Annotated in this window: 19 protein-coding genes and 2 tRNA genes; 13 read left to right on the top strand and 8 right to left on the bottom strand. The window is 51.5% G+C overall.

Annotation, left to right across the window (positions count from 1 at the left end):
• Window positions 1–32: 32 nt before the first annotated feature.
• The 5 genes from xthA to WFO64_RS14385 form a co-directional block, all read right to left on the bottom strand.
• Window positions 33–839 carry an exodeoxyribonuclease III gene (xthA, locus tag WFO64_RS14365; protein WP_337012762.1) on the bottom strand — a complete coding sequence of 269 codons (807 nt, stop codon included), beginning with the start codon at window positions 837–839 and terminating at the stop codon, window positions 33–35.
• Between the two features lie 182 nt (window positions 840–1,021).
• A tRNA-Tyr gene (locus WFO64_RS14370) sits at window positions 1,022–1,106 on the bottom strand.
• 32 nt (window positions 1,107–1,138) lie between these two features.
• Window positions 1,139–1,223, bottom strand: a tRNA-Tyr gene (locus WFO64_RS14375).
• Between the two features lie 144 nt (window positions 1,224–1,367).
• The gene (purU, locus tag WFO64_RS14380) at window positions 1,368–2,216 is read right to left on the bottom strand and encodes a formyltetrahydrofolate deformylase (RefSeq protein ID WP_003852258.1); all 849 of its coding nucleotides are present in this window, start codon (window positions 2,214–2,216) and stop codon (window positions 1,368–1,370) included.
• Window positions 2,217–2,271: 55 nt separating this feature from the next.
• The gene (locus WFO64_RS14385; protein WP_337012765.1) at window positions 2,272–2,727 is read right to left on the bottom strand and encodes a YchJ family protein; all 456 of its coding nucleotides are present in this window, start codon (window positions 2,725–2,727) and stop codon (window positions 2,272–2,274) included.
• A 96-nt stretch (window positions 2,728–2,823) separates the two neighbouring features.
• On the opposite strand from WFO64_RS14385, the gene rssA reads away from it, so the two are divergent.
• From rssA to WFO64_RS14410, 5 genes are all read left to right on the top strand, one after another.
• Entirely contained in the window at window positions 2,824–3,729 is a 906-nt protein-coding gene (gene rssA, locus WFO64_RS14390) for a patatin-like phospholipase RssA (RefSeq protein ID WP_337012767.1), read from the top strand.
• 99 nt (window positions 3,730–3,828) lie between these two features.
• The gene (gene rssB, locus WFO64_RS14395) at window positions 3,829–4,845 is read left to right on the top strand and encodes a two-component system response regulator RssB (RefSeq protein WP_337012768.1); all 1,017 of its coding nucleotides are present in this window, start codon (window positions 3,829–3,831) and stop codon (window positions 4,843–4,845) included.
• A gap of 193 nt (window positions 4,846–5,038) precedes the next feature.
• Window positions 5,039–5,947 (top strand): UTP--glucose-1-phosphate uridylyltransferase GalU, encoded by a 909-nt coding sequence (gene galU, locus WFO64_RS14400; RefSeq protein WP_337012770.1) that lies wholly within the window; start codon window positions 5,039–5,041, stop codon window positions 5,945–5,947.
• Window positions 5,948–5,969: 22 nt separating this feature from the next.
• Complete coding sequence (locus tag WFO64_RS14405; protein ID WP_337012772.1) at window positions 5,970–7,310, top strand: UDP-glucose dehydrogenase family protein; 1,341 nt, start codon at window positions 5,970–5,972, stop codon at window positions 7,308–7,310.
• 15 nt (window positions 7,311–7,325) lie between these two features.
• Window positions 7,326–8,333 (top strand): NAD-dependent epimerase, encoded by a 1,008-nt coding sequence (locus WFO64_RS14410; RefSeq protein ID WP_337012774.1) that lies wholly within the window; start codon window positions 7,326–7,328, stop codon window positions 8,331–8,333.
• 79 nt (window positions 8,334–8,412) lie between these two features.
• Here WFO64_RS14410 and hns read toward each other — a convergent pair whose 3' ends face one another.
• Window positions 8,413–8,823, bottom strand: coding sequence for a histone-like nucleoid-structuring protein H-NS (hns, locus tag WFO64_RS14415; protein WP_337012776.1), 411 nt, complete (start codon window positions 8,821–8,823; stop codon window positions 8,413–8,415).
• A gap of 409 nt (window positions 8,824–9,232) precedes the next feature.
• Here hns and tdk point away from each other — a divergent pair, with 409 nt between their 5' ends.
• A complete protein-coding gene (gene tdk, locus WFO64_RS14420) occupies window positions 9,233–9,853 on the top strand; it encodes a thymidine kinase (protein WP_337012778.1) in 621 nt (206 codons plus the stop codon).
• 71 nt (window positions 9,854–9,924) lie between these two features.
• On the opposite strand, the gene adhE is transcribed toward tdk, so the two are convergent.
• Entirely contained in the window at window positions 9,925–12,612 is a 2,688-nt protein-coding gene (gene adhE, locus WFO64_RS14425) for a bifunctional acetaldehyde-CoA/alcohol dehydrogenase (RefSeq protein ID WP_337012780.1), read from the bottom strand.
• Between the two features lie 461 nt (window positions 12,613–13,073).
• On the opposite strand from adhE, the gene WFO64_RS14430 reads away from it, so the two are divergent.
• The 7 genes from WFO64_RS14430 to oppF all read left to right on the top strand — a co-directional run bounded on the left by WFO64_RS14430 (window position 13,074) and on the right by oppF (window position 21,684).
• Complete coding sequence (locus WFO64_RS14430; protein ID WP_337012783.1) at window positions 13,074–13,721, top strand: YchE family NAAT transporter; 648 nt, start codon at window positions 13,074–13,076, stop codon at window positions 13,719–13,721.
• A gap of 572 nt (window positions 13,722–14,293) precedes the next feature.
• Complete coding sequence (locus WFO64_RS14435; RefSeq protein WP_337012786.1) at window positions 14,294–15,928, top strand: ABC transporter substrate-binding protein; 1,635 nt, start codon at window positions 14,294–14,296, stop codon at window positions 15,926–15,928.
• A 156-nt stretch (window positions 15,929–16,084) separates the two neighbouring features.
• The gene (gene oppA / locus WFO64_RS14440; RefSeq protein WP_337012788.1) at window positions 16,085–17,725 is read left to right on the top strand and encodes an oligopeptide ABC transporter substrate-binding protein OppA; all 1,641 of its coding nucleotides are present in this window, start codon (window positions 16,085–16,087) and stop codon (window positions 17,723–17,725) included.
• 92 nt (window positions 17,726–17,817) lie between these two features.
• A complete protein-coding gene (gene oppB / locus WFO64_RS14445) occupies window positions 17,818–18,738 on the top strand; it encodes an oligopeptide ABC transporter permease OppB (RefSeq protein WP_337012790.1) in 921 nt (306 codons plus the stop codon).
• A gap of 14 nt (window positions 18,739–18,752) precedes the next feature.
• Window positions 18,753–19,661 (top strand): oligopeptide ABC transporter permease OppC, encoded by a 909-nt coding sequence (gene oppC, locus WFO64_RS14450; RefSeq protein WP_337012792.1) that lies wholly within the window; start codon window positions 18,753–18,755, stop codon window positions 19,659–19,661.
• 11 nt (window positions 19,662–19,672) lie between these two features.
• Window positions 19,673–20,686, top strand: coding sequence for an ABC transporter ATP-binding protein (locus WFO64_RS14455; RefSeq protein WP_337012794.1), 1,014 nt, complete (start codon window positions 19,673–19,675; stop codon window positions 20,684–20,686).
• Complete coding sequence (gene oppF, locus WFO64_RS14460; RefSeq protein WP_010244389.1) at window positions 20,683–21,684, top strand: murein tripeptide/oligopeptide ABC transporter ATP binding protein OppF; 1,002 nt, start codon at window positions 20,683–20,685, stop codon at window positions 21,682–21,684. Before WFO64_RS14455 ends, oppF begins: the two co-directional genes overlap by 4 nt.
• A gap of 48 nt (window positions 21,685–21,732) precedes the next feature.
• On the opposite strand, the gene WFO64_RS14465 is transcribed toward oppF, so the two are convergent.
• Window positions 21,733–22,056 carry an HI1450 family dsDNA-mimic protein gene (locus WFO64_RS14465; RefSeq protein ID WP_009089915.1) on the bottom strand — a complete coding sequence of 108 codons (324 nt, stop codon included), beginning with the start codon at window positions 22,054–22,056 and terminating at the stop codon, window positions 21,733–21,735.
• Window position 22,057 lies beyond the last annotated feature (1 nt).

The following is a 22,057-nucleotide window of genomic DNA, read 5'->3' on the forward strand; positions in this document are numbered from 1 at the left end:
CGTCGCGTGGTGCTCTGCCACGCGACTGTCACTTAAAAGCGGAAGGTTGACCAGATGGGCGCGTGGTCAGACGGTTTTTCCATGCCCCGAATCTCATAATCAATGCCGGTCTCAACGCAGTGTGAGGCCAGCGTTTTGCTGGCCAGCACTAAATCGATACGTAACCCGCGATTATCATCAAACCCCTTCGAACGGTAATCAAACCAGGAAAAGCGATCCGCCACGTCGGGATTATGCTCACGCCAGGTATCGACCAGTCCCCAGCCCAGCAGGCGGTCCATCCACTCACGTTCTTCCGGCAGGAAAGAGCATTTACCGGTGCGCAGCCAGCGCTTGCGGTTATCCTCACCAATACCAATATCCCGATCGGTACTGCTGATATTCATGTCGCCCATGATCAAAATCGGTTTATCGGCAGGCAGATCCCCGGTCAGCAGACGTTGCAGATCGTGATAGAATTTTTCTTTAGCCGGAAATTTGGTGGGATGGTCGCGATTTTCGCCTTGTGGAAAATAGCCATTGATTATCGTGATGTCGCCAATCGGGCTGGGAAGTTCAGCGATAATAAGGCGGCGCTGTGCCTCTTCGTCATCACCGGGAAAGCCCCGGCTCACCGACACAGGCTGAGCTTTCGTTAACAGCGCCACGCCGTAATGGCCTTTCTGTCCATGATAGAAGACGTGGTAGCCGAGCTTTGACACCTCTTCCAGTGGGAACATGTCGTCATGGACCTTGGTTTCCTGCAGACCGATAACGTCGGGCTGATGTTGTTCGACTAGCGCCTGAAGCTGATGCGGGCGGGCACGCAACCCATTGATGTTAAATGAAACAAATTTCATGAGATAGACCATAGTTCAGAAGTGCCAGCCGGAGATGGTAGCGATTTTCTCTGAAAAAGTCATGACGGAACGGGCTAAGATTTTAGGTGAACGGGTAAGAATGTGAGTGTGTAGCAGGCTGAACAGAAGGATAAAACAGGAAGGTTTTGTATAACTTCAGGGATTGTCTGCAATATGCAAGATGGTGGTGGGAGAAGGATTCGAACCTTCGAAGTCTGTGACGGCAGATTTACAGTCTGCTCCCTTTGGCCGCTCGGGAATCCCACCTGGGATAATGAAGTGCCTTAAGATGATTCAGATGGTGGTGGGAGAAGGATTCGAACCTTCGAAGTCTGTGACGGCAGATTTACAGTCTGCTCCCTTTGGCCGCTCGGGAATCCCACCATGGCCTGAATCTTTCTCTCTTAAAGCGGGGCGCATCATACCAAATGCGATAAAGGTGTAAAGCGCCCACTGGCAAAACCACAACTGTTTGCCCACTTTTTACGCGTAGCGCTGAATCTGCAGACAATTCAGCGCCCTGGATGATTAAAGAATAATCGTACGGTTGCCGTAAACGAACACGCGCTGGCCCAGTACTTTATACAACGCATTACTCAGGACATTCTTTTCTACGTCGCGACCGGCGCGCATCATCTCATCGGCGGTGTAGCTGTGATCGACGTTAATCACATCCTGCATGATGATTGGGCCTTCATCGAGATTATCATTCACATAGTGCGCGGTGGCGCCAATGATCTTCACCCCACGCTCATAAGCCTGATGGTAAGGACGGGCACCGATAAAGGCGGGCAGGAAGGAGTGGTGAATATTGATAATCTGGTTCGGATAACGCTGCACGAAAGCGGGCGTCAGGACACGCATATATTTTGCCAGCACCACGTAATCGGGCTGATAGCGGTCAATCTCTTCCACCATGCGGTTATCGTGCTCTTCCCGCGTCAGCCCCTCGTGACTCACCAGTACAAAGGGAATGTCGAAACGCTCAACCAGTGAACGCAGGGTGTCATGGTTACCCACGACCGCCGCAATTTCCATATCCAGCCCGCCAAACGCGCTCTTCATTAAGAGGTCACCCAGGCAGTGTGCCTCTTTAGTGACCAGGATTACCACGCGACGACGACCGGCACTGTGAAGTTCCCGCACTGAACCTTGAGGCAGGGCGCTGTCGAGGTCAGCGAGCAGGGTATTGTCGTTGAAAATCCCTTCCAGCTCGGTGCGCATGAAAAAACGCCCGGTGCGATGATCAACAAACTCATTGTTTTGCACGATATTAAGTTCGTGCTTGTAACAAATATTGGTGATTTTGGCGATCAGACCTTTTGCATCGGGACAAATGGTTCGTAAAACTTTTCTTTGCATGGTTTGCGCTTGCATCTCAATCAGAGTCCTGTCAAAGCATTTGGGGTAATCCGCTGGGGTAGCCGTCAGCTTAACCACAACATTTTTTGTATTTTTTGGCACTGCCGCAGGGGCAGGGATCGTTACGCCCCACGGGCGGTGCTGTGCCATCAACATAGTACCAGCGTTGATCCTCGTGAAGAAAGCGTGAACACTCATGAATGGCATGAATGTTGTTTTTCTCGCGGTACCGCGCAAAAAAGGTGACGAAAGCTTCGTTCTCATGGCTTCCATGATTACAACGGGTTACATTCAGGCTAAGCCAAACGGTACCCGGAAAACTTTCAGATAAAAGCCCCGACAGTTCCGGATGGCGTTTACCGGGATGCCAGGTCGCAACCAGATACTCCGCATTATGCTGAACATAGGCGCAATAACGGGATCGCATAAGTTGTTCAGCTGTAACAGGAATCTGGTTGCCCTGCAGAAAGGGTTCGCAACATACGCTATACTGCTCTCCGCTACAACATGGGCAGGTTTCTGACACATTTTCTCCTGTGAATGATGGGTCGATTTAACAAGCGCGCTATGTTAGCTGACCCCACGTTGTGACGCTACGTATTGACGGCAGGACCAGATACAAATGAGAAAGGTAAAAATTGGATTGGCTCTGGGGTCTGGAGCAGCCAAGGGGTGGGCGCACATCGGCGTGATTAACGCGCTGGAGCGTGCAGGTATTGAGATCGACGTCGTTGCAGGCTGCTCAGTTGGGGCACTGGTTGGATCTGCCTATGTGAATAATCGTTTGCCGCTGATGGAAAAATGGGTCAGTGCATTCCGCTACTGGGATGTTATTCGCCTGATGGATGTCTCTTGGCAGCGTGGCGGGCTCTTACGTGGTGAGCGGGTATTTAGCCATGTTCGTCAGCTCATCCCCAATGACGCGATAGAGCACTGTAATAAACCCTTTGGCGTGGTGGCGACCAACCTCAGTACTGGCCGTGAACTCTGGCTGACCGAGGGCGATTTGCATCAGGCAGTACGCGCATCCTGCAGTATGCCAGGTTTATTACCGCCGGTGGGCTACAATGGATATTGGCTGGTGGATGGTGCCGTGGTCAACCCGGTGCCGATTTCACTTACCCGCGCCCTGGGGGCAGACATTGTTATCGCTGTTGATTTACAGCATGACGCGCATTTAATGCAGCAGGATCTCTTTTCCGTTACACCTCAGAATAGTGAAGAAGAAGCCGCCGCAGCGGCATTAAGTTGGGGTGGGAAGCTGCGACAGCGCCTGGTCAATTTCACCCAGCGCCGTGCGTCTCAGTCACCTGGTGCGATGGAGATTATGTCCACCTCTATCCAGGTGCTGGAGAATCGCCTTAAGAGAAACCGTATGGCAGGCGATCCGCCCGATGTATTGATACAGCCGGTCTGTCCGCAAATTTCGACGCTGGACTTTCATCGTGCTGAAGAGGCCATTGAGGCAGGCAAGGCCGCCGTAGAGAAGAAAATGGATGAACTATTACCACTGGTCCGTGGCAGATAATTAGGTTGTTCATTCTAAGCGGTGACTTCGGGCAATTCTGAAAGGCGCAACTGCGTTTTATGAACCACTATTGAAATATCTGGTACGCAGGGGGAAAGAATGGAAAAACCACTACTCGGCAAAAAGATACTCATTGTCGAAGATGAGGCTGTTTTCCGTTCGTTGCTGGACCAATTTTTGTTATCGATGGGTGCTGTAACGTTACAAGCGGAAGACGGTCTGGAAGCAATTGCACAACTACAAGAGCATACTGTCGACCTGATTATCTGCGATCTGGAAATGCCCCGTATGAGCGGCATTCAGTTTGTAGAGCACATTCGTACCCGTGGCAACGTCGTGCCGATATTAATTATCTCGGCCACCGAAAATATGTCTGATATCGCGCATGTGCTGCGACTCGGGGTGCAGGATGTGCTGCTTAAGCCACTGAAAAACTTTGAACGCTTTCGTGAAGCCGTCTATGAGTGTCTCTATCCTTCTATGTTCACCTCAAAAGTGGAAGAGGATGAGCAGTTGTTCCAGGACTGGGATGCGCTGGTTCGTGATCCAAAAGCGGCCGCCAAGCTGCTCAAGCAACTCCAGCCTCCGGTGCAACAGACTATCGCTAACTGTCGGGTTAACTACCGTCAGCTGACGATGGCTGAGCAGCCCGGACTGGTGCTTGATATTGCAGCGCTCTCTGATAAAGATCTGGCATTTTATTGTCTTGATGTGACGCGCGCCGGTGACAATGGCGTGCTAGCAGCTTTGCTACTGCGGGCTCTGTTTAATGGCCTTCTGCAGGAGCAACTGACCGGGCAAAAACAGCGTCTGCCAGAGCTTAATGGGCTTCTCAGACAGGTCAATCTGCTGCTGCGGCAGGCGAATCTGAGCGGCCAGTTTCCATTGCTGGTTGGGTACTATCATCGCGGTTTAAAAAACTTAATTCTGGTTTCGGCTGGATTAAACGCCACACTCCATGTTCATGCCCATCAGATTCAGCTCAGCAATGGTGTCCCCCTTGGCACTATGGGCAGCACCCATCTTAACCAAATCAGTCAGCGCGCAGATAACTGGCAATGCCACGTATGGGGCGCGGGTGGGCGCATTAGGCTGATGCTGTCGACAGAAGAATAAGTGTCAATAGCAGAGAGATTCTGGCGCTGGATGCAGTGCCAGAGTTTAGCTTTACAGTTGGGTAATAGTCTTAATTTCGACGGTTTCATGCCTTCCAGGATAAATCCGTTCGATACTAACTGATATACTCATTTCCGATTTTAAACCGACATATCAAGTATTAACTTGAACGGCCTATAAGAGAGGTATCTTAATGTCTGCCAATAATACCAAAGTAAAAAAAGCGGTAATCCCGGTAGCGGGTTTGGGCACGCGTATGCTCCCGGCTACCAAAGCGATTCCTAAAGAGATGTTACCGCTGGTTGATAAGCCGTTAATTCAGTATGTCGTTAACGAGTGTATCGCTGCTGGCATCAATGAAATTGTGCTGGTAACGCATTCATCAAAAAATGCCATCGAAAACCATTTTGATACCAGTTTCGAACTGGAATCAATGCTGGAAAAACGCGTTAAGCGTCAGCTGCTGGATGAAATCCAGTCAATCTGCCCGCCACACGTTACCATCATGCAGGTTCGTCAGGGCATCGCTAAAGGTCTGGGTCATGCTGTTATGTGCGCACACCCACTGATCGGTGATGAGCCATTTGCTGTCATCCTGCCAGACGTCATCATCGACGAATACGAATCAAACCCAACCCAGGATAACCTGGCAGAGATGCTGAGCCGTTATGAAGAGTCTGGCCGTAGCCAGATCATGGTAGAGCCGGTTGCCGATGTCACCGCATACGGTGTCGTCGATTGCCAGGGCGCAGAACTGAACCCAGGTGACAGCGCACCCATGGTCGGTGTGGTTGAGAAGCCTAAAGCGTCAGAATCACCATCAAACCTGGCCGTGGTTGGACGTTATGTCCTCTCTTCTGATATCTGGCCACTGCTGGCGAAAACGCCTCCAGGTGCAGGCGGCGAAGTTCAGCTGACTGACTCGATTGCCATGCTGATGGAAAAAGAGACCGTTGAAGCTTATCACCTGAAAGGCGTGAGCCATGACTGTGGTAACAAACTGGGCTACATGCAGGCTTTCGTTGAGTACGGTGTTCGTCATCCGGTATTGGGCAAAGATTTTTCTGAATGGCTCGATGGCGCAGTTGGCAACAAAAAGTAATTCATAAACACAGGATAACTCGATGAAAGTCACTGTATTTGGTATCGGCTATGTCGGTCTGGTTCAGGCTGCGGTGTTAGCCGAAGTCGGACATGACGTTCTCTGCATTGATGTCGACGAAAACAAAGTCGAAAATCTGAAAAAAGGCATCATTCCTATTTTCGAACCAGGATTAACGCCGCTGGTAATGTCAAATTACGAAGCGGGTCGTCTGAAGTTCAGCACTGATGCTGCGCTAGGCGTTAACCATGGTGTTATGCAGTTTATTGCAGTCGGTACTCCACCGGATGAAGACGGCTCAGCCGATCTGAAATATGTGACCGCCGTAGCGCGCACCATTGCGCAGCACATGAACGATCACAAAGTGGTTATCGACAAATCAACCGTTCCGGTTGGCACAGCAGACAAAGTTCGTGCAGTAATGGCGGAGGCGCTGCAAGCGCGTGATGCCAACATCACTTTTGATGTGGTCTCAAACCCGGAATTCCTGAAAGAGGGTGCTGCAGTTAATGACTGTATGCGTCCTGAACGTATCGTTGTCGGCACCGATAACGACAACGTGATTGAACTGTTACGCGAGCTCTACGAGCCGTTTAACCGTAACCACGATCGCATGATTATGATGGATATCCGCAGCGCAGAGCTGACCAAATATGCGGCAAACTGCATGCTGGCCACCAAAATCAGCTTCATGAATGAGATGTCAAACCTTGCTGAACGTTTAGGCGCGGATATTGAAAAAGTACGCCAGGGCATCGGTTCTGATCCCCGCATTGGCTACCATTTTATCTATCCTGGCTGCGGCTACGGCGGCTCCTGCTTCCCGAAAGATGTTCAAGCGTTGATCCGAACCGCAGAGTCAATTGGCTATCAACCGCGTCTGTTGCAGGCTGTGGAAGATGTGAATGACAACCAGAAACACAAGCTACCAACCTTTATCAAACGACATTTTGGTGACGATCTGAGTGGCAAAACGTTTGCACTCTGGGGCCTGTCATTTAAGCCGAATACTGACGACATGCGTGAAGCCTCCAGCCGTGTGCTGATGGAAACGCTGTGGGAAGCTGGCGCATCTGTTCAGGCATTTGACCCGGAAGCGATGGATGAAGCGCAGCGCATCTATGGCCATCGTAGCGATCTTAAGCTGATGGGTACTAAAGAAGCAGCACTGCAGGGCGCTGACGGTCTGGTCATCTGTACGGAATGGCAAAACTTCCGTGCGCCTGACTTCGATGTCATCAAAAATGCACTGAAAGAACCCGTGATTTTTGATGGTCGCAACCTGTATGATCCAGAGCGTACCAACAAACGCGGTTTCGTTTATTATGCAATCGGCCGCGGAGCGTCTATTCAAACTGCATAATTTAACGAGGGATTTATGAACTTTCTGGTTACCGGCGCCGCAGGTTTTATTGGTTTTCATGTCAGCCAGCGTCTGCTGGCCGCCGGTCACCAGGTTGTCGGTATCGACAACCTGAATGATTATTACGACGTAAATCTCAAGCATGCCCGTCTCAGTCTAATTAACGGTGACCCTGATTTTACTTTTATTGAGATGGATCTGGCGGACCGTGACGCAATTGCATCACTGTTCGACCAGCAACGATTCCAACGCGTTATTCACCTGGGCGCCCAGGCTGGCGTCCGGTATTCGATTGAAAATCCGCATGCCTACGCAGACTCCAATCTGATTGGTCACCTCAATATCCTTGAAGGGTGCCGCCATCATAAAATTGAACATTTGCTCTACGCCTCCTCCAGTTCAGTTTATGGTCTGAATCGCAAGATGCCGTTCTCAACCGAAGATAGCGTCGATCATCCGGTTTCTTTATATGCGGCGACGAAAAAAGCCAACGAGTTGATGTCGCATACTTACTCGCATCTCTATCATTTGCCGACGACAGGATTGCGCTTCTTTACCGTCTATGGCCCGTGGGGCCGTCCGGATATGGCATTATTCAAATTCACCCGTGCAATGATTGCCGGTGAAGCGATTGATGTTTATAACCAGGGCCAGATGAAACGCGACTTTACCTATATTGACGATATTGCAGAAGCCATTGTCCGCCTGCAGGATGTTATTCCGCAGCAAGACGACAACTGGACAGTTGAAACCGGTACCCCAGCAACCAGTTCAGCGCCTTATCGTGTTTATAATATCGGTAACAGTCAGCCTGTTACGTTGATGAATTATATCGAAGCACTTGAAAAAGCACTGGGTATTACCGCGAGGAAAAATCTGATGCCAATGCAGCCTGGTGATGTACTGGAAACCAGTGCCGATACCGAAGCCCTGTTTAAGGCAATAGGTTTTAAACCGCAGACCGGGGTTGAAGAGGGCATTAAAAAATTCGTTGACTGGTATCAGGATTATTACCAAGTCTGATTAAAAAAAGGAAGCTCCGGCTTCCTTTTTTTGTTGCGTATCAGGCGCGCTTTCGCTGAGACAGCGAAGAGGCATGCTCTTACAATAAAAAATCGTCCAGCTTTTTACCCTGTTCTTCCAGCGCTTTTTTAATCACGGCTGGCGTACGTCCCTGACCGGTCCAGGTTCTGGACTCACCTTTTTCATCAGTATAACCATATTTTGCCGGGCGCACTGAGCGTTTGCCTTTTGCCGCAGCTCGGGTGGCAGCGGTCAGCGTGTTAATCAGTTCATTCGGGTCGATTCCATCGGCCAGCAGCATTTCACGATACTGATTAAGCTTACGGGTGCGTTCTTCATTTTCTGCCTGAAAATGCGACTCTTCTTCGCGGCGTTCTTTGACCACCACGTCCAGTTTTTCCAGCATCTCTTCCAGTGTTTCAACGGAATACTCTCTGGCCTGGGCGCGCAGCGTACGGATATTATTAAGAACTTTTAGTGCTTCGCTCATTGTCCTGGTCTCTGAATAAGGGGAAAAGTTGTGTTGCCCGCTAATAGTAGTGGTGACACTAAATAACTTCAATCATAAATATATTCTGACTGCCAATTATAGTGATGACCAAAAATAATTCCGTGTGAAAAATTCACGATTATGCCGAATAAAAAATATTTTCCTTTGGCTTCATATCAAATAAATTTAATGTATTTCTTAAGTAACAAAAGTGTCATTCCTTTTTTTGACGATTAAATAAGCAAAGCTTATCCACGCTGGCAGTGCAGATAACAGGCGCTGGAAACTGCCTGTGAAGGTATAAATCGGCAGCCGTTGCGCTCTATTCATCCATCAACCGCAACGTACTGCTGGCACTTTGTGTTAATATGCGCGCCATTCCGTTAAGTCCTGATGAAGATACGCGCTTATGGCACAACTCTATTTTTATTACTCTGCTATGAATGCAGGAAAATCGACCGCACTGCTGCAATCCTCATATAACTATCATGAGCGCGGTATGCGTTCGTTGGTCTACACTGCTGAAATCGATAACCGCTTTGGTGCCGGGCAAGTGAGTTCCCGCATCGGCCTCTCGTCACCGGCTTTGCTGTATAATGCGCACACCTCACTTTACAGCGACATTGCTGCTCAACATGCAGCGCAGCCTATTCACTGCGTGCTGGTTGATGAAAGTCAGTTCCTGACCCGCGAGCAGGTTAAATCGCTCTCTGATGTCGTAGACGATCTTGAGATTCCGGTACTCTGCTATGGACTACGAACCGATTTTCGCGGTGAATTGTTTGTTGGCAGCCAGTATCTGCTGGCATGGGCAGATAAGCTGGTTGAACTCAAAACCATCTGTCACTGTGGCCGCAAGGCCAGCATGGTGTTGCGACTGGATAGCGAGGGAAAGCCCTTCAGTGAGGGTGAGCAGGTGGTGATTGGCGGTAACGAAAGCTATATTTCAGTCTGCCGTAAGCATTATAAACAGGCTATCGAGCAGGGATCGTTGCAGGCGATTCATGGCGCAAAGACTCACCTGAATTAACAGGGCTATTGTTCAGGTAACAAAAAACCCGCCGTGGCGGGTTTTTTTATCAGACAGTCAAAATGGTACTATCAGACTTTCTTCGCTTTCTTATCAATTTTGATACCTTTTACTGGCTGCTCAGCTACCGCTTCGGCTATGCTCGAGAACGGTTCGACAAATTCACGACCGTAGAAAGTATCGAGCATAATCTGTTTCAGCTCTGCAATCAGCGGATAACGTGGGTTAGCGCCGGTACACTGGTCATCAAACGCATCGTCAGCCAGTTTGTCGACTTTCGCCAGGAAGTCCGCTTCCTGAACACCGGCTTCACGGATAGAGGCTGGAATACCCAGTTCAGTTTTAATCTCATCCAGCCAGGCCAGCAACTTTTCAATTTTCTGCGCGGTGCGGTCGCCCGGGGCGCTCAAACCCAGATGGTCAGCAATCTCGGCGTAACGACGACGAGCCTGTGGACGATCATACTGGCTGAAAGCGGTCTGTTTAGTCGGGTTGTCATTCGCGTTGTAGCGAATAACGTTCGAGATTAACAGGGCGTTGGCCAGACCATGTGGGATATGGAACTCTGAACCCAGTTTATGCGCCATTGAGTGACAGACCCCGAGGAAGGCGTTGGCAAACGCAATACCGGCGATAGTCGCGGCATTGTGTACGCGCTCACGTGCCACTGGATTTTTAGCGCCTTCGGCATAGCTGGCTGGCAGGTTCTCTTTCAGCAGTTTCAGTGCCTGCAGTGCCTGTCCATCAGAGTATTCATTTGCCAGTACTGAAACATAGGCTTCCAGCGCGTGGGTCACCGCGTCCAGACCGCCGAAGGCGCAAAGTGAACGCGGCATATCCATCACCAGGTTGGCATCAACAATCGCCATATCAGGTGTTAACGCATAGTCAGCGAGTGGATATTTCTGACCTGTCGCATCATCGGTAACGACGGCAAATGGCGTCACTTCTGAACCGGTACCGGACGTGGTGGTGATGGCAACCATGCGTGCTTTGACGCCCATTTTCGGGAACTTGTGGATACGTTTACGGATATCCATAAAACGTAACGCCAGTTCTTCAAAGTGGGTCTCCGGATGTTCGTACATCACCCACATGATTTTTGCGGCATCCATTGGGGAACCGCCGCCCAGAGCGATGATGACATCCGGTTTAAAGCTGTTCATCTGCTCTGTCCCTTTACGCACGATGCTTAGCGTCGGGTCAGCTTCAACTTCAAAGAAAACTTCAGTCTCAATACCGTGTGATTTCAGTACCCGGGTAACCTGGTCAGCGTAGCCGTTATTGAACAGGAAGCGGTCAGTAACGATAAAAGCACGTTTTGCACCGTCCGTTGCCACTTCTTCCAGCGCAATTGGCAGTGAACCCCGACGGAAGTAGATGGATTTAGGAAGTTTATGCCACAACATATTCTCAGCTCGCTTGGCGACAGTTTTGGTATTAATCAGGTGTTTTGGACCGACGTTCTCAGAAATAGAGTTACCGCCCCATGAACCACAACCCAGCGTCAGAGAGGGTGCCAGTTTAAAGTTGTAGAGGTCACCAATCCCACCCTGCGAGGCTGGTGTATTGATCAGAATACGTGCGGTTTTCATTTTGTCGCCGAAGTAGTGAACGCGCTCAGTCTGGTTATCCTGGTCGGTATAGAGACACGAGGTATGGCCGATACCGCCCATGGCGACCAGTTTTTCGGCTTTATCTACCGCATCCTGGAAATCTTTCGCACGATACATCGCTAACGTTGGTGAGAGTTTTTCATGGGCGAACGGTTCAGAATCATCCACCAGTTTAACTTCGCCAATCAGAATTTTCGTGCTCGGTGGCACGCTGATACCGGCCATCTCCGCGATTTTGAATGCCGGCTGACCGACGATGGCTGCGTTCAGACCGCCATTCTTCAGGATGATATTCTGCACCGCACTCAGTTCGGCACCCTGCAACATGTAACCGCCATGGCTGGCGAAACGTTCACGCACTGAGTCATAGACCGAATCAACCACAATCACTGATTGTTCAGAGGCGCAGATCACCCCGTTATCAAAGGTTTTCGACATCAGAATTGAAGCAACGGCACGTTTCAGATCGGCGGTTTCATCAATCACGACCGGCGTATTACCGGCACCCACACCAATCGCTGGTTTACCGGAGCTGTAAGCCGCTTTCACCATGCCTGGACCGCCGGTGGCGAGAATCAGGTTGATGTCCGGGTGATGCATAAGCTGGTTTGAAAGCTCAACGGAAGGGGCATCGATCCAGCCGATAATGTCTTTTGGCGCACCCGCGGCAATCGCGGCCTGCAATACGATATCTGCCGCTTTGTTTGTCGCGTCCTTCGCGCGCGGATGTGGCGAGAAGATGATTCCGTTACGGGTTTTGAGGCTGATCAATGCTTTGAAAATGGCAGTTGAAGTCGGGTTGGTGGTCGGGACGATGCCGCAAATCAAACCAATGGGTTCGGCGATGGTAATGGTGCCGAAAGTATCGTCAGTGGCTAACACACCACACGTTTTTTCATCTTTATAAGCGTTATAAATATATTCTGAAGCAAAATGATTTTTTATCACTTTGTCTTCGACGATGCCCATGCCGGATTCGGCAACGGCCATCTTGGCAAGCGGAATGCGGGCATCTGCGGCGGCGAGGGCGGCGGCACGGAAGATGGCGTCGACCTGTTGTTGAGAAAAGTTGGCATATTCACGCTGTGCTTTTTTTACACGTTCAACCAGTGCATTGAGTTCAGCGATATTAGTTACGGCCATGGTGTTCTCCTGAAGGAAGTTAAACTTTTTTAGTAAACACTCCTGCATCCTGAGTATAGTCACGTTACAATAACGCGTCTGGCTGGGAGGGAACGCCAGGATTTTCAACTGTTTACTAAACTAGTCTTCTGCTGCCATCCGCGAAGGGTCGTTCGTGGCTGCTAATACTTCCGTTGAGAAAAGAGTACCTGGTTTGGGATAGGCCAATTTTGATGACGATCAATTTAACCGCAAGCTGACACCTTTCAGCATCCCCATAATCGCTTCTCACATCAAATCTGTTTAAACCTACAGAGCGTTAGTCTGGCAGCGGCTAAACCCAGTCACTTTTTAATCTCTGGCGTAAAGCGCTAAATAATCGGCACGCTATCAGTATAAATAGCTGGGTAAGCATCTGGCGTCTGCGTCTGTTTTCACATACATTAGGCGCGTTTTCCCCCCCCTGTGGTACGGAGTAAGTCGTGAACCCTGCGCTGTTAGATTTATCAGGCTATATAAAATTTTTTGTCGGGCTGTTTGCGCTGGTCAATCCGGTGGGCATTATTCCGGTGTTCATCAGCATGACGCGTTACCAGGGGGTGGCTGAGCGGAATAAAACCAACCTCACTGCCAATCTGGCAGTCGCCATTATCCTCTGGACATCACTTTTCCTCGGCGATGCGATTTTGCGTGTGTTTGGCATCTCGATTGATTCTTTTCGCATAGCGGGTGGGATTCTGGTTGTCACTATTGCGATGTCGATGATCAGCGGCAAGCTGGGGGAGGATAAGCAGAACAAGCAGGAGAAGTCAGAAACGGCGATCCGAGAAAGCGTGGGTGTTGTGCCGCTGGCGTTACCTTTGATGGCGGGGCCGGGTGCAATTAGCTCGACGATAGTCTGGAGTACCCGCTACCACAGTTGGCTAAACCTGCTGGGTTTTACGCTGGCGATCGCCATCTTTGCATTCTGTTGCTGGTTACTGTTCCGGGCCGCGCCATTGATGGTGCGTATTCTGGGGCAGACGGGTATCAATGTCATTACCCGCATCATGGGTCTGTTACTTATGGCGTTGGGTATAGAATTTGTTGTCACAGGTATGAAGTCCATTTTTCCCGGCCTGCTTAATTAAAGCCTACTTATTTCAATCAGTGAAGTGGATGGGTGACTCATAATGGTGCAAAAAGCTCTTTTATTGCACCATTACATTGCAATTATTCGCGATTCTTAACAGAGACAGTCGATTATAAATTTCATTACTGCGCGTTAGTTCACAGACTTATTTTTGCAAAAATATGTCACTATTTTCACATGACAATCTGCTTTCTATTTTCTAATCAGCCCCATAAACCGCCACATGAGAGCCAGCAGCCTCGTTTTCATCATGCTGAAGCCAACTTTTTCCAGATAATTGCCAAAACTGACGATTTTAAGCACTGCCTTCTGTTTCGGAGAGGGGGTTCCAGATAAATCCTCTATTTTTCATATCGATATAGTATTTTTAGAGCGTAAATTAACACTTGCGCTGCATGATTACTCATGAGAAAAGAGAAATAGTTAACATTTTAGCTATTTTGCTTTGGCGCCCCTTCGCGGCTTCTGATAATTTTTGGCCCATCGTGATTTTTTTTCTCCGAAAGCCCAAAGTGAGAACGCTTTTTGCTTAAGCCTATCGGGATACTTAATTAAGGGTTGGCGTTTCGCATGATTGGGATAGAAAATTTGCAGCAGCAGCGCTCGACACTCGCCGGTGTGCTGTTAATGGCCTTTGCTCCGGCTTATGCCGCTACGGTTCCGCCGGGTACGGCGCTGGAAGCGCAACAGCAGATAGTGATCAATAACGGAAGCGAAGTCTCCTCACTGGATCCGCATAAAACTGAAGGCGTGCCGGAATCCAATATTATTCAGAACCTGCTGGACGGCCTGGTCAATACCGATAACCGCGGGCAGGTCGTTCCGGGCGTCGCAAAAAGCTGGGAAAACCCGCAACCCACCGTCTGGATTTTTAATCTGCGGGAGGATGCGAAGTGGAGCAACGGTGAGCCGGTTACCGCCGCTGATTTCGTCTATAGCTGGCGCCGTCTGGTGGACCCGGATACCGCATCGCCTTACTCCAGCTATCTGCAGGCAGCCCATTTTGCCAATATTGATGCCATTCTTGCCGGTAAAGCGTCACCCGATCAGTTGGGTGTAAAAGCGCTGGATGCCCATCGGCTGCAAATTACCCTGAGTGAACCAGTTCCGTATCTGGTGGCGATGCTAGCGCATACGGCGCTGAAACCCGTTTATGCACAGGTCATTAAGCAGTGGGGCGAAGCCTGGACCCGCCCGGGTCACTACATCGGTAACGGTGCCTATACACTGAGCGACTGGGTGGTGAATGAAAAAATTGTCGTGAAGCGCAATCCTCACTACTGGGACAATGCCCACACAGTGATTGAACAGGGGACATTCCTGCCGATCGCCTCTGAAAACAGCGATATCAATCGCTACCGCAGCGGCGGCACGGATATTACTAACAGTGCGGTGCCACCAGAGATGTTTGGCAAGCTTCGTAAAGAACTGGGTGATGAAGTGAAGGTCAGCCCGCTGCTCTGCACTTTCTACTACGAAATTAATAACAAAAAGCCGCCGTTCACCGATGCACGGGTGCGTGCCGCACTGAAAATGACCCTCGATCGCGAGGTGATTGCCAATAAGATCATGGCCCAGGGGCAGATTCCGGCTTACAGCCTGACGCCGCCTTTCACCGCCGGTATCAAACTCACTCCACCTGCCTGGTTCGCCTGGACGCAGGCGCAGCGTAATGAAGCCGCTAAGAAGCTGCTGGCAGAGGCTGGCTTTGATGCTGCCCATCCACTGACCTTTACGCTGCTCTATAACACTTCCGATCAGAACAAACGACAGGCGATTGCGGCCGCGTCGATGTGGCAGAAAAACCTGGGTGCTAAGGTGACGCTGCAGAATCAGGAGTGGAAAACCCTGCTGGAGACCCGTCATCAGGCGCAGTACGACGTGGTGCGCGCCACCTGGTGTGCCGACTACAACGAACCCTCAACCTTCCTGAACATGCTGATCAGTAACGCCTCGATTAACACCGCGTTTTACAGCAGCGCGACCTTTGATCGTCTGATGGCAGAAACGCTGACGGCGGGCAGCGACGCGCAGCGCGCCGACCTGTATCAGCAGGCTGAAACACAACTCGACAAAGACTCACCAATTGTGCCAGTTTACTACCGCGTAAGTGTGCGCCTGGTGAAGCCCTGGGTTGGCGGCTTCACGGGCAAAGACCCGCAGGACATAACAGACCTGAAGTACTATTTCATCAAACAACACTGAGCTGATCGCCCGTTCGGCGAGACAGTCGGAAAACGCATCAGCAAACAGACCATTTTTTGGGGTCAATCTCCCTGGTAACAGGCCAGGGAGCCCGTAGACGGGGGACGCCGGGGCAGAGCATCGCCACGGTGACGATAATAAAACTGGAGTGTAATAATGAACAACATCACGAAAAAAAGCCTGATTGCAGCGGGCGTTTTCGCCGCAGTGAGTGCGCTGGCAGGGAATACGGTTTTAGCGGCAACGGTGCCTGCGGGCGTTGAGCTGGCCGCAAAACAGGAGCTGGTTCGCGGCAATGGCGATGAAGTCCAGTCGCTGGATCCGCACAAAATCGAAGGCGTGCCAGAAGATAACGTGGCGCGCGATCTTTACGAAGGTCTGCTGGTCAATGACAGCAACGGTAAACCGATCCCGGGCGTAGCGGAAAGTTACGAAAACAAAGATTTCAAAGTGTGGACGTTCCACTTACGTAAAAATGCCAAATGGTCCAATGGCGAGCCAGTCACCGCGCAGGACTTCGTCTATAGCTGGCAGCGTCTGGTCGATCCTAAAACGGCCTCACCTTACGCCAGCTATCCGCAATATGGGCATATCCTGAACGTTGATGAGATCATTGCCGGCAAAAAACCGGTTACTGATCTGGGCGTCAAAGCCATTGATGACCACACGCTGGAAGTCACCCTGAGTGAGCCGGTTCCCTATTTTGATAAGCTGCTGATCAACTCCGTCATGTCACCGGTTTACAAACCGGCAATTGAGAAGTTTGGCGAGCAGTGGACTCAGCCCCAGAACTGGGTCGGCAACGGTGCTTTTAAGCTGGACGCGCACGTGATTAACGAGCGCATCACTCTGGTGCGTAACCCGAACTACTGGGACAACGAACACACGGTGCTGAACAAAGTCACCTTCCTGCCCATCAGTTCTGAAGTCAGTGACGTTAACCGTTACTTCTCCGAGAACGGCAGCGACATGACCTACAACAACATGCCGATTGAGCTGTTTAAAAAGCTCCAGCGTGACAACGGTAAAGAGCTGCACGTCGATCCTTACCTCTGCACCTACTACTACGAAATTAATAACCAGAAAGCGCCATTCACCGATCCCCGCGTGCGCGCCGCCCTGAAGCTGGGTCTGGATCGTGACATCATGGTGAATAAAGTGCTGGCGCAGGGCCAGAAACCAGCTTACAGCTACACACCGCCATCCACTGACGGCATGGACATTCTGCCGCCAGACTGGTTCAAATGGTCACAGGACAAACGTAATGCCGAAGCAAAGAAGCTGCTGGCTGAAGCGGGCTACACCGCCGACAAACCGCTGACCTTTAACCTGCTGTATAACACTTCCGATCTGCACAAGAAGCTGGCGATTGCCGCCTCGTCGATCTGGAAGAAAAACATCGGCGTGAACATCAAGCTGGAAAACCAGGAGTGGAAAACCTTCCTGGACACCCGTCATCAGGGTAACTTCGATGTGTCGCGTGCGGCGTGGTGTGCGGACTACAACGAACCGACGTCATTCCTGAACACCATGCTGTCCAACAGCAGCAGTAACACATCGCACTATAAGAGCGATGAGTTTGACAAAGTGGTGCGTGACGCTATCAAGGCTCCGGATGCTAAAGCGCGCGCAGCGGACTATCAGAAAGCTGAGCAGATCCTGGATAAAGACAGCACCATCGTACCGGTTTACTACTACGTAAACTCGCGTCTGGTGAAACCGTATCTCGGCGGTTATACCGGTAAAGATCCACTGGACAAAACGCTCGATAAAAACTTCTACATCATTAAACACTAATAGCATTCAGGCTATCAGCAGTGGCGGCGCGTCTGGCGCCGCCTTTTTTAATTTTTTATATGTTGTGAAGCAACAGCCTGGTAGGTACGGCAATGTTAAAATTCATCCTGCGTCGCTTGCTTGAAGCGCTCCCGACGCTGTTCGTCCTGATTACCATCTCCTTCTTTATGATGCGGCTGGCACCCGGCAGCCCCTTTACCGGCGAGCGCACCCTGGCACCGGAAGTGATGGCCAACATTGAGGCGAAATATCACCTCAACGATCCTATCGGTAAGCAGTATGTCGATTACCTGGTGCAGCTGGCGCACGGCGATTTCGGCCCATCCTTTAAATACAAAGATTATTCGGTCAATTACCTGGTCGCGCATGCGTTCCCGGTCTCGGCCAAACTCGGCCTGGCCGCCTTCCTGCTGGCGGTGGTGCTTGGCGTCACCGCTGGGGTGATCGCCGCGCTCAAACAGAACAGTTTGTGGGATTTCGCGGTGATGGGGGTGGCAATGACCGGCGTGGTGATACCCAGTTTTGTGGTCGCGCCGCTGCTGGTACTGTTGTTCGCCATCACCCTGAAGTGGCTGCCGGGCGGCGGCTGGAATGGCGGGCAATGGAACTACATGCTGCTGCCGATGGTGGCGCTGTCGCTGGCTTATATTGCCAGTATCGCGCGTATTACCCGCGGATCGATGATAGAAGTGATGCACTCCAACTTCATCCGCACGGCACGCGCCAAGGGGTTACCGCTGCGCCGCATTGTGCTGCGTCATGCGCTGAAACCGGCGCTGCTGCCGGTGATCTCCTATATGGGGCCGGCATTTGTTGGCATCATCACCGGTTCGATGGTGATTGAGTCGATCTACGGTCTGCCAGGCATCGGCCAGCTGTTTGTGAACGGCGCGCTGAACCGGGACTACTCACTGGTGATGAGCCTGACCATTCTGGTCGGTTTGCTGACTATTGTATTTAACGCGATTGTTGACGTGCTCTATGCCGTTATTGATCCTAAAATTCGTTACTGATAGCGGAGTTCGCCATGATATTAAGTAAGAAAAACAGCGAAGCTCTTGATGCGTTCAGTGAGAAGCTGGAAGTAGAAGGGCGTAGTCTCTGGCAGGACGCGCGTCGACGTTTTATCCATAACCGGGCCGCCTCAATCAGCCTGCTGGTGCTGCTATTGATTACGCTGTTCGTGATCTTTGCCCCCATGCTGGCGCAATTCACCTACGACGATACCGACTGGGCGATGATGTCCTCACCGCCTGATACCACCTCTGGTCACTGGTTCGGTACCGATTCATCGGGACGTGACCTGCTGGTACGTGTGGCAATCGGTGGACGAATCTCACTGATGGTGGGCGTGGCTTCAGCTCTGATTGCCGTGATCGTGGGGACGCTATATGGCTCGATTGCCGGTTATCTTGGCGGCAAAACTGACTCAGTGATGATGCGTATTCTGGAAATCCTTAATTCCTTCCCGTTTATGTTCTTTGTGATCCTGCTGGTGACCTTCTTTGGCCGCAACATCCTGCTGATTTTTGCTGCTATCGGCATGGTCTCGTGGCTGGATATGGCGCGTATTGTGCGCGGCCAGACACTGAGCCTGAAGCGTAAAGAGTTTATCGAAGCGGCCCATGTCGGCGGGGTTTCAACCTGGAAAATCGTGGTGCGCCACATCGTGCCGAACGTACTGGGTGTGGTCGTGGTTTACGCCTCGCTGCTGGTGCCAAGCATGATCCTGTTTGAATCCTTCCTGAGCTTCCTGGGTTTGGGCACGCAGGAGCCGTTAAGTAGCTGGGGCGCACTGCTCAGCGACGGCGCTAACTCGATGGAAGTGTCGCCGTGGCTGTTGCTTTATCCGGCAGGTTTCCTGGTGGTCACGCTGTTCTGTTTCAACTTTATCGGCGATGGCCTGCGTGATGCCCTCGACCCGAAAGATCGTTAAGGAGTTTCCCGATGACTATTCATGAATTTCAGCCAGCGATGGCGGCCCGCGCGGGAAGCGAACAGCTACTTACGGTCAAAGATTTACGCGTGACCTTTGGCACGCATGATGGTGATGTCACCGCCGTTAATGACCTGAACTTCTCACTGCACGCCGGTGAGACGCTGGGCATTGTCGGGGAGTCCGGCTCTGGAAAGTCACAAACCGCTTTTGCCCTGATGGGGCTGCTGGCAAAAAACGGCCGCATTGGCGGTTCTGCGCTGTTCAACGGAAAAGAGATCCTGAATCTGCCTGAGAACAAGCTCAATAAACTGCGCGCCGAACAGATCGCGATGATCTTCCAGGACCCGATGACCTCGCTGAATCCCTACATGCGGGTAGGCGAGCAGCTGATGGAAGTGCTGAAGCTGCACAAAGGGATGAACAGCGCGCAGGCGTTTGAAGAGTCAGTGAGAATGCTGGATGCGGTAAAAATGCCGGAAGCGCGCAAACGGATGAAGATGTACCCGCATGAGTTCTCCGGCGGGATGCGTCAGCGCGTAATGATCGCCATGGCGCTGCTGTGCCGTCCCAAACTGCTGATTGCCGACGAGCCGACCACCGCGCTGGATGTCACTGTCCAGGCGCAGATTATGACGCTGCTCAACGACCTGAAGCGCGAGTTCAATACCGCCATTATCATGATCACCCACGATCTGGGTGTGGTGGCGGGGATTTGTGACAAAGTGCTGGTGATGTATGCCGGACGCACCATGGAGTATGGCCGTGCCCGCGATGTCTTTTATCAGCCGTCACATCCTTACTCGATTGGCCTGCTTAATGCGGTCCCGCGTCTGGATGCGGAAGGGGAAAGTCTGACGACGATTCCGGGTAATCCACCTAACCTGCTGCGTCTGCCGCAGGGCTGCCCGTTCCAGCCGCGTTGTCCGCACGCTATGGACATCTGCACCCAGGCACCACCGCTGGAACCCTTTGGCGAAGGCCGTCTGCGCGCCTGCTTTAAGCCGGTGGAGGAGTTAGTATGAGCACCGTCGCTGAAAAAAGAGTGTTATTGGAAATCGCCGACCTCAAGGTGCATTTCGACATCAAAGATGGCAGGCAGTGGTTCTGGCAGCCATCAAAAACCCTGAAAGCAGTCGATGGTGTCAGCCTTCGCCTGTATGAGGGGGAAACCCTAGGCGTGGTAGGCGAGTCGGGCTGCGGTAAATCGACCCTGGCGCGCGCCATTATCGGGCTGGTGAAGGCGACTGAAGGCCGGGTCGCCTGGTTAGGCCGTGATCTGCTGGGGCAAAGTGAAGAGGAGTGGCGCAAGGCACGCAGCGATATTCAGATGATATTCCAGGATCCGCTGGCATCGCTGAACCCGCGTATGACCATTGGCGATATCATCGCGGAGCCTCTGCGTACTTATCATCCGAAAATGGCGCGTCAGGAAGTGAAAGACCGCGTCAAAAATATGATGATGAAAGTGGGGCTGCTGCCTAACCTGATTAACCGTTATCCGCACGAGTTCTCGGGCGGTCAGTGTCAGCGTATTGGTATCGCCCGCGCGCTGATTCTTGAGCCTAAGCTGATTATCTGTGATGAGCCGGTATCGGCGCTGGATGTATCGATTCAGGCGCAGGTGGTTAACCTGTTGCAGCAGCTACAGCGCGAAATGGGGCTATCTCTGATCTTCATTGCCCATGATCTGGCGGTGGTGAAACATATCTCTGACCGGGTGCTGGTCATGTATCTGGGGCATGCGGTGGAGCTGGGTACCTATAAAGAGGTCTACAGCAATCCTCAGCATCCTTACACCCGTGCGCTGATGTCCGCCGTGCCGATTCCCGATCCGGACAAGGAGAAGAACAAGCAGATCCAGCTGCTGGAAGGGGAGCTGCCGTCGCCGATCAATCCGCCATCAGGCTGCGTGTTCCGCACCCGCTGTCCGATTGCCGGTCCGGAGTGTGCGAAAACCCGGCCGCTGCTGGAAGGCAGCTTCAACCACGCTGTCTCCTGTCTGAAAGTCGATCCGCTATAATGCAAAACGCCGGGTAATCGCCCGGCGTTTTCTTATCAAATCTGACGCTTACTCACGCCACAGGATATGACAGAGTTTGTGATCTTTTTCGCGGCACAGCAGCACGCGAGCAAAGACGTCGGTGATCGGTTCACCGTCCGCTTCACCCAGCCCAATCACCACCTCGGCGAAGAAGTCCGGATTCAGATCAAAATCGACATGATCTTTCCAGTCCTCAGACGGATCAAACAGTTCTGCGCCACCGCGCTCTTCGAACTGCAGGTTAAAGAGAATAATATCTGCCGGATCAAGATTGTCGCCTGCCAGTTCGAGAAAAATATCGTAGGCTTGTTCCAGCGTTTCATCTTCGGTAAGGCGATTATTTAAATCCATA

The organism is Pantoea sp. AS142 (genome assembly GCF_037152305.1).
In the GTDB taxonomy this organism is placed as follows: Bacteria; Pseudomonadota; Gammaproteobacteria; order Enterobacterales; family Enterobacteriaceae; genus Pantoea.